The 8,055-nt window shown below is 64.9% G+C and carries 7 protein-coding genes; 1 reads left to right on the top strand and 6 read right to left on the bottom strand.

From position 1 onward, the window contains the following. Nucleotides 1-364: 364 nt before the first annotated feature. The 6 genes from AA309_RS11400 to AA309_RS11425 all read right to left on the bottom strand — a co-directional run bounded on the left by AA309_RS11400 (nucleotide 365) and on the right by AA309_RS11425 (nucleotide 7,594). Entirely contained in the window at nucleotides 365-763 is a 399-nt protein-coding gene (locus AA309_RS11400; protein WP_047189154.1) for a Fur family transcriptional regulator, read from the bottom strand. 167 nt (nucleotides 764-930) lie between these two features. Next, nucleotides 931-2,145 carry a ZIP family metal transporter gene (locus AA309_RS11405; protein ID WP_084731113.1) on the bottom strand — a complete coding sequence of 405 codons (1,215 nt, stop codon included), beginning with the start codon at nucleotides 2,143-2,145 and terminating at the stop codon, nucleotides 931-933. Then, on the bottom strand, nucleotides 2,142-3,260 hold the full coding sequence (locus AA309_RS11410) for a multicopper oxidase domain-containing protein (protein WP_047189151.1): 1,119 nt from the start codon (nucleotides 3,258-3,260) through the stop codon (nucleotides 2,142-2,144). Before AA309_RS11410 ends, AA309_RS11405 begins: the two co-directional genes overlap by 4 nt. A 302-nt stretch (nucleotides 3,261-3,562) precedes the next feature. Continuing rightward, entirely contained in the window at nucleotides 3,563-4,858 is a 1,296-nt protein-coding gene (locus AA309_RS11415) for a M20/M25/M40 family metallo-hydrolase (protein ID WP_084731115.1), read from the bottom strand. A gap of 184 nt (nucleotides 4,859-5,042) precedes the next feature. Then, nucleotides 5,043-5,621 carry a hypothetical protein gene (locus tag AA309_RS11420; RefSeq protein WP_150117505.1) on the bottom strand — a complete coding sequence of 193 codons (579 nt, stop codon included), beginning with the start codon at nucleotides 5,619-5,621 and terminating at the stop codon, nucleotides 5,043-5,045. Between the two features lie 65 nt (nucleotides 5,622-5,686). Continuing rightward, nucleotides 5,687-7,594 carry an adenylate/guanylate cyclase domain-containing protein gene (locus AA309_RS11425; protein ID WP_047189153.1) on the bottom strand — a complete coding sequence of 636 codons (1,908 nt, stop codon included), beginning with the start codon at nucleotides 7,592-7,594 and terminating at the stop codon, nucleotides 5,687-5,689. 194 nt (nucleotides 7,595-7,788) lie between these two features. Between AA309_RS11425 and AA309_RS37210 the strand changes: the two genes are divergently transcribed. Further along, nucleotides 7,789-7,920 (top strand): hypothetical protein, encoded by a 132-nt coding sequence (locus AA309_RS37210; RefSeq protein WP_280136895.1) that lies wholly within the window; start codon nucleotides 7,789-7,791, stop codon nucleotides 7,918-7,920. Nucleotides 7,921-8,055 lie beyond the last annotated feature (135 nt).

The raw sequence follows: 8,055 nt of genomic DNA on the forward strand, positions 1-8,055 counted from the left end.
CCGATTTTCCAGACACCCTCTAGAGCCGATTCCCCTTGCGTGGAATCGGCTCTCTTCCTTGTTCTGCCGCATTTTCTGACGGCGAACCGGATCCACTTCGCCGGAAAATGCTCTAATCGCCGAAGCCGACCGAGCTCTTAGGTCTGGGGAGTACCAGCTTCAGAACCTCGCCTTGCCGGCGCGTCGCAAGGGCCGATGGCCTGCTCGCGATCACCGCGGTCCCCAAAAGATGAGGCCGCAAGAGCCTCGAACCGTGGCAGGGCTTCACCTCAATCGAGCGAGCGCGACTTTCTTGAGAAAAGGCGGCCGCCGCGTTGAGTGCGGGATGCGGCATCGCCTTCGCAACGATCTGCGGGCGGCCCGATCAGGACCGGCTGTCCCCAGGGCGCAGGCTGACCGGGATCGGCACGGCGTAGAGTTCCAGGCGGTGATTGACGAGGCGATAGCCAAGCCGTCGCGCGATCTCCTCCTGCAACCTCTCGATCTCTTCACTCCGGAACTCGATGACGGTGCCGGTTTCGAGGTCGATCAGGTGATCATGATGCTTCTTCGATGCCCGCTCGAACCGGGCATGGCCGTCGCGGAATTCACGACGCTCAAGAATACCCTCCGCCTCCAGGCGCTTGACCGTCCGGTAGACGGTGGCGAGCGCGATATGCGGGCACTGCGTCACTACGCGGCGATGCAGTTCGAAGACGTCGGGATGATCCTCGGCCTCAGAGAGAGCCCGGGCAATGAGGCGGCGCTGGTCCGTCAGTCTCATCCCCTTCGCCCGACACTGGGCCTCGATGCGGTTCGTTTCCGACAAGGCTGCGAGCCTGCGCGAGCCCTCAGCCGCTGCATGTGTCCGGTCGCCTCCGATCCTGTCGCCCGGAGTTCCACGGCCCGAATACCTTGTCCCGTGAGCCGACATCGAACAGTCCTCGCCTGCTAGACCTTCACCAGGACGGCGGTGGCATACATCAGCGAAAGACCCACCACGAGCCCGCCAATGACGCTGACCGGAACCGAGGCGGTTTTCCATCGCTCGTCCAGGCGGCGGAGATAGGCCCCGACCTCCACGATGACCTGAAGGATGGCCCCGGCTCCGACCGCCAGCGCGAGGGCTGCCCATTGCGGGCTGTAGGCGAGGCTGCCGAGCCACATGCCCAGGATGGCCGGAGCCCCGGCCAACAGCGCCAGCCAGACGAAGGCCGACGGCGGCGGCGGCTCCTTCACCAAGGGCGCGGCAATGCCTATTCCCTCAGTGATGTTGTGCAGCGTGAAGCCGAGCACGAGGAAGATGCCGAGTCCTGCGGCGCCGGCCGTGAAGGCGGCCCCGATGGCAAGGCCCTCACCGAGATTGTGCAGGCCGATCCCGAGCGAGATGTATGTCGCCAGCGCCAGCCCGGTCGGTGCGCCCCGACGACGGCCGATAGCCCATAGCAGAAGGAAGCTGACGAGGGCCGCGAGCACCACCATCACGTGTCCCTGAAAGGCGGCGGCCGCCTCCCCTGCGAGCTCAAGCGCGTCCTCAAGCGCATCGACGAACAGGAAGGCGAGCAGGCCGATGGTGAGAGCGAGCAGAAAGCTCATGCCCTGAGAACCGACCCCGCGCAGTGTCGGGTAGAACATCAGCCCGATGGCAACCGGCACGATGCCGACAAAGGCGCCCAGCACGGCCTGCGGCACGAGCTGGCCCGACTGCGCCTCCGGCGTCCGCACGGCCACAGGAATCTCGTGATCGAAGGTGGTTCCCAGCTTCGTCACGACCCGGACCTCGTGCGCCTCGCCAAGGGTCCAGGGGAAAGGGATGTGGATCCAGGCGGTCGCGAGCCGGCCGAGATCGCCCGGCGGGTCCTGGGTGAAGGTCCAGTAGGCGTCATCGACCTGGACCTGTGCGATGGTCAGCGGCTCCGAGCCGCCGGCCCGCACAAAGAGGTGGATGCCGCTGTTGTCGAGGATGCGGCGCTCGAATGTCAGCCGCTCGACGGGCGGCGCACCGTTGTTGAAGGCGCGCAGCGGATCGGAGACCACGAGCCACGTAGCCGCCAGTCCCAGCAGGAACAAGGGCAATGCGATCCACAGCACAAAGGCGTATCCCGGCCATGCCGCGGACGGGCGTGGCGAAGCAACAACCGTTTCAGGACCCGCGATATCGTTCATGCAGCGGCCTCCACCACATTGAACATGCCCATCCAACCGAGTTCGGTGAACTCGGATTGGTGGGCGTGGAACATGTACAAGCCCGTCTCATGCTCCCGGTAGGTGAATTCCAGGATGCCGCGTTGGGCCTGGCACTGCATGACGGTGTCGATGGTGCGCAGCGTCGGCGTCAGGGTCGTGCCGTGATCGTAGTAGTCGAAGAAGTTGCCGTGCAGGTGCAGCGAGTTGATCGGGTCGAACTCGACGACATTGACGAGGTAGACCCGCACGGGCTTGCCGCGGATCACGGTGATCGGGTGCTTGGCATAGTGATGCGCGACCGTGTTGACGGCGTAGACCTCATTCTCGCCATCGAAGTTGGTGTCGAAGGCGTTCATCACCATGACGAATTCCTGCCACTCCCGGTTCTCGGGCGTCCCGAGAAGTCGGGAACGGGCAACCTCGGCCTGCTCGGGATGCCGCGCCGGATCGGGATCGATGACGAAGGCGCCGTACATGCCCTTGTGGATGTGCCGCTTCAGCGGCAGCGAGTGGCAGTGATAGAGATGACAGCCGAAGGGGAACGCATCGAACTCGTAGATGAACGTTTCGCCGGCCCCGACCTCGCCGGCCCCCGGAAGGCCGTCCATGCGGGCGGAGTGGATGCCGTGGAAGTGAATCGAGTGGCGATGCGAGGCGTGGTTCCGGAAGACGATGTGCACCCGGTCGCCCTCGGTCACGCGGAGGTTCGGGCCCGGCACCCGGCCGTTGTAGGTCCAGGCCGGGAAGAAGACGCCCGGCGCGATCTCGATCTCCTTGTCCTCGCCGATGATTTCGAAGGTCCGCAGCGTGCGGCCGTCCGGCAGGGACGAGGTCACCCCGGTGTCCCAATCGGTCAGGAGCGCTGTGGGATCGAAGCCGTTGCGGGCGCGACCGACGTCGCCGACCGTGATCATGTTCCCATGTGCGCTGTGACGACCGGCTGCATTCGCTTCGTAAGGTGGTGCCGAACCATGCCCCGCATGCGGGCTCTGGCCGGTCGCCGCCATGCCGCCGAGCAGGGAACCGCTGGCCGTGGCGAGGCTGCCCCAGAGGAGGTGGCGGCGGTTGACGGTCTCTCGCAGCCAGTTGCGCATGGCGGGTGCCGCTGTTGCTCTTGCAAAGCATTTGCAAGATAGCGCAGTCTCCAGCTAAACTCAAGACCTTGGCCTGAGACAGTCTCGTCGAGAACTCCGGTTTTTACATCACGTGCAGGCAGGCTCGCCTGTTGTGCTCGATGCTTTTGCTGTCAAACGCGGATTTCCTGATGTCGGGCGCTACTTCAAGGTCTCCGAGGAAGGCGCGAAGGTGGCGCAGTTGAAGCCGCAGCGGCAATCGGTGAAGGCCAACCAGCCTGAAGCGGATCGGACCGGGCGCAGGGACTCGGTCCGGTTCATCGTCACTGGGCACCGGCAACCCCGAGCACGGTGGCGAGAACGATCTTCTTCACCGTGAGATTGCTCTGAGGGTCGGTATCCATCCACTCGTCGAGCGCGTGGAAGCGGTCCGCCTTGCCGGTGCGCGGGATCGTGAGCGCCGGGATGCCGAGGCTCATCGGCATGTTGGAATCGGTCGAGGCGCATTCGTAGGCCGGCGGGATTCCGTTCGCCTGGAAGGCGGCCGTCGCGATCTGCACGATGTCCTGCTTTTCGTCCGTTCGCCCGGCTGGCCGGTCACCGATGAGCTTGATGTCGGCCGACACCGATCCTTCCTTGGTGGACCGGGCGAAGTTCTCCGTCTCCAGGGACTGGTTCACGATGGCCAGGAAGCGCTTCTCGAGACGGTCCAGTTCCTTCGCGTCCACGGAGCGCATGTCGAACTCCATCCAGACCTCGTTCGGGATCGAGTTAACGGATGTTCCACCGCCCGTGACGCTCGCGGCGTAGGTCGTCTTTGGATTGGCGGGCGTCTGGATCTTGTAGAACTCGACCACCGTCTGGGCCATGGCAGTCATGGGATTGACGAGCCCGAACGCCTGGAAGCTGTGCCCGCCTGGACCCTTGTACGTCACCCGGTAGCGCTTCGATCCGACACCGCAGTTCGTGATGGTGGGCGTGCCGCCGCCATCGAGCGAGAAGAAGTACTTGACCTGGTCCTTGTACTTGCCCTTCGTGAAGAAGTAGCGCACGCCGCGCAGGTCCCCCGGGCCTTCCTCGCCGACGTCGCCCAGGAAGACGATGTCGCTCTTCGTCTTGATCCCAGCCGCGTCCATGGCCCGGACGATGCTGAGAAGGGTGGCAAGACCAGCGCTGTCATCGCCGACACCCGGGGCGGCCAGGCGGCTGCCGTCCCGCTTGACCTTGACGTCCGTTCCCTCGGGGAAAACGGTGTCGAGATGGGCGGACACGACCACCAAGGGCCCGCCTCCGGTACCTTTCCGCACCCCCATGGCATTGCCCTCCTCGTCGATCTCGACCTCTGCGAGCCCATGGGCCTTGAGCATCTCCATATAGGCCTTGGCCCGCTCCTGCTCCTTGAACGGCGGAGCGGGAATCTCGGTCAGCTTGATGACCTCGCTGATCCAGCGGTCATGGTCCTTCTGGAGCGCCTCGACCGCCGCCTTGAAGGACTGGCTGTCCACGATGCGTTTCACCGTCTCGGCGTGCGCCGGGTCCACGTCCTGGGCGAGGGCGGAACCCGCGAACAGGGTCCCAGCGGCCAATGCGGACAAGAATGTCTTCGAAATCGGATGCATGACACTCTCCTCCTGCACCAATCTGCACTGATCCAACTCGGTCTCGCAGGCGGGAGAACGACCCTGGTGAGCGAGGAACTTCCATCTTGCTCTCGAGGCGGGGGCGCTCCTGCGACCGATCGGCGGTTTGGTCCGCGTAGTCTGTGAGCCGTTCCTCCCGACGGGACGTCATCGATGCCGCGCCTTATCGGGCATCGGGCAGGCCCGCATCGACCGGGCCGGAACGGCGCCATTGCAGTTCCTGCCCTCGCGGCAAACATAGCCTGCCGTCCTCCAGGTACTGGTTTCGGTGAGGCAGCGCGCAGACATAGTCGGTCGCCGGGTCGCCAGGCAGGGTCACGACCCAGGTTCTGCCGCTGCCCGTCAGCTCGAGCCTGTAGCGGACCTTGATGCCGTGCGGGAAATCGGCGTACCGCGCGAGCCCGCCCACGGCCGCGACGTTCGGCAGTTCCTGAAGCGCACGCGATCCGTCAATGGTCGCCGACCGCCGCTCCGCATCGGCAAAGCGCGTCCAGTTGAACCCGACCATGGCCGAGCAGAACGTCCGATGGTACTCCCGCCCCTCGGCGTGGAAGTAGTTCATCTGGAACGTGATGCTTGCAGCTTCGGCAGTATCGAGTCCCAGGTACTCGGGTATCCGCATGCGGTCGACGAGCAGCTCGCTCACCACGGGTGCCATGTCGTTGCAGTCCAACGGGTCGGCCGCCGCCGCGACGGGCCATGGCAGTCCGATGGCGGCCAGCAGCAGGATCCTCGTGCGCATGATTTCCTCCCCTCCTTGCTGCATCCCGTCATCGTGCCGCACGACAGAGTCCGACCTTGCCTGACCTATGACTTGATGCACTCGGGCAGGCGCACGGATCGGGCGATGCGGGCGAGCATCTCGGGCCGGACGCAGAGCGGGAAGCCGGCAAGTTTCATCGTCCTGATCAGGTGCTCGCGATCGGTGTCGTTGAGTCCTGGATCGCTGACGTAATCCTCGATGGTGAGATCAGGATATCGCTTGAGCGTCTCGCCAAGGGTCGTCCGCGCCTCCTCCATCCGACCGAGCGCCGCGAAGCTCGCCGCCCGCTGAACCCAGGCATGCTTGCTGTAGTTGTCTGGCATCTGCCGGTCCATGGCCTGAAGGGCATCCTTGTACCGGCCGGCCATGAAGTAGGCATAGCGCATGAACCCGGACGCCCAAGGCCTGTAGCTCGGGTTCAGCCGGATCGCCCGATCCGCCAGGACAGCCCCGCGCTCGGCCTCGCCGAAGGTACTGGCCCAGCGGGCATAGTAGACCAGGATCGAGAACGAGCTCGGGTTGAGACGCAGCGATGTCTCGAACTCAGATTTCGCCTGGTCGAATTCTCCCCTTGTCGCGAGGACATGGCCCAGCACGGAGTGTGCATCGGGAGCATTCGGATCCAGCTCGACCGCCCGTCTCGCAGCACTCAACGCGGCTTGGCTCGATGCCGCCGCATCGGCTCCATAAGTCCCTGCTGAGGTATGCGCCCAGGCGAGCTCGACCCATGCCTGGGCATAGTTCGGGTCGACCTCGATGGCCTTGTTCAGGATCTGCATCGATTCAGCGATGCTCTCTCGGGTCGGGCTCAGTTGCTTCTCGACGCCGAGGAGGGTGAGTTCATAAGCGGTCAGGCTCTCGGGGCGTTTGCGCTTGGCGGCCGCCAGACCGGGCGTCTTGAGGGGGCCGGTCAGCATCTCGAACTGGCCGATCACCTGCTCGGCAATTTCCGTCTGCACGGCAAACACATCCCGGACGGGCCGATCCCAGCGGTTGGACCAGACCTGGGCGCCGGTCGCGGTGTCACTCAGGCGGGCCGTGGCGCGGATCTCGTCTCCCTCGCGCTGGATCGAGCCGTCGAGGACAAAGCGCACGGACAGATCGCGCCCGATCTGTCGCACGTCCGTGGGCCTACCCTTGTAGACCTCGGTCGATGCCCGGGCGATCACATCGATGCCGGTCTGGCGCGAGAGATCCGTGATGATGTCGTCGGTCAAGCCGTTCGCAAGGCGGTTGGTCGCCTCGTCCGCGGCCAGGGTTGTGAACGGCAGCACCGCGATGGCCGGCCGCTGAGTTCGCTCCGGGTTGTCTGCCCCCAACCAAAGCCAGACACCCATGCCGAGGCCGAGGATCAGCAGGACGGCAACCGCTACGGGCACCGGCCACCTGCGGCGCCAGCGCGAGCGCAGCGCCGCCTGCGCTCCATCGAGCCGCACCCGGTACGTCCGGACCGAGCGCTCGATGTTCTTGAGCCGCTGCTCGCCCGCAAACTGCAACGGGAGGTCAAGCTTGCCTTGCAGATGATCGTATGCAGTGCCGGAGATCATTACCCCGCCGGGTTCGCAGAGCTGCTCCAGGCGGGCGGCGATGTTCATCCCATCGCCGAGCAGGTCTTCGCCTTCGACCACCACGTCGCCGAGGTTCACGCCGATCCGGAGGACGATCCTCCGGTCAGGCGGCACATCGGCCTGGTGGTCAGCGAGCCCTTTCTGTATGGCAACCGCACAGGCCACGGCATCGACCACCGAGCCAAACTCGGCGATCAGGCCATCTCCCATGAGCTTGACGATGTGCCCGTGATGCTCGGCCAGCAGCGGATCGATGACCTCGCGCCGCGAAGATTTCAGGGCAGCGAGCGTCCCGGTTTCGTCCATTTCCACGAGGTGAGAGTACCCGACGACGTCCGCGACCAGGATCGCGGCCAGCCGCCGCTTGGCGCGGACTGTCGCCATGACCTTTCCCCGTAAGGAGGTTCGCTCGAAAGACCCTGGCCATCATACCAGCCGCGCCTGGTCATGGCGACCATCACCGATGCCGGACAGGGCGCTGCATACCGGTCAGGGTTCGAGCTCGCCGCGCAAGCGGGACCGAGATATGATCCGGCAGACACGTCACCGTGCGCCATTCCATTGGAAGGAAGCCGACGATGTCCCGCCGCAAGCGCCAACGACGCCTGGAAGAGCACTACCGGAACCACCTCGCGCCCGTGATGGCCGGCTCCCTGGGCCTCTGTGTCCTGCTGATGCTGGCCATCTACGTCGCCACCATGCCCCTGTGAATCCGGGCTCCTGAAAAATCTGGCCACCATGACGGGCGGAGAGTGGTGGGAGAGTGGTGCTTGACAGTTCATCGCGCTTGTCGGCAAGGCCGGCAAACTGAACGAAGCCAAGGTCTGCTAATGGGATGGACCGGC

Source organism: Microvirga vignae, from assembly GCF_001017175.1.
Classification (GTDB): Bacteria; Pseudomonadota; Alphaproteobacteria; order Rhizobiales; family Beijerinckiaceae; genus Microvirga; species Microvirga vignae.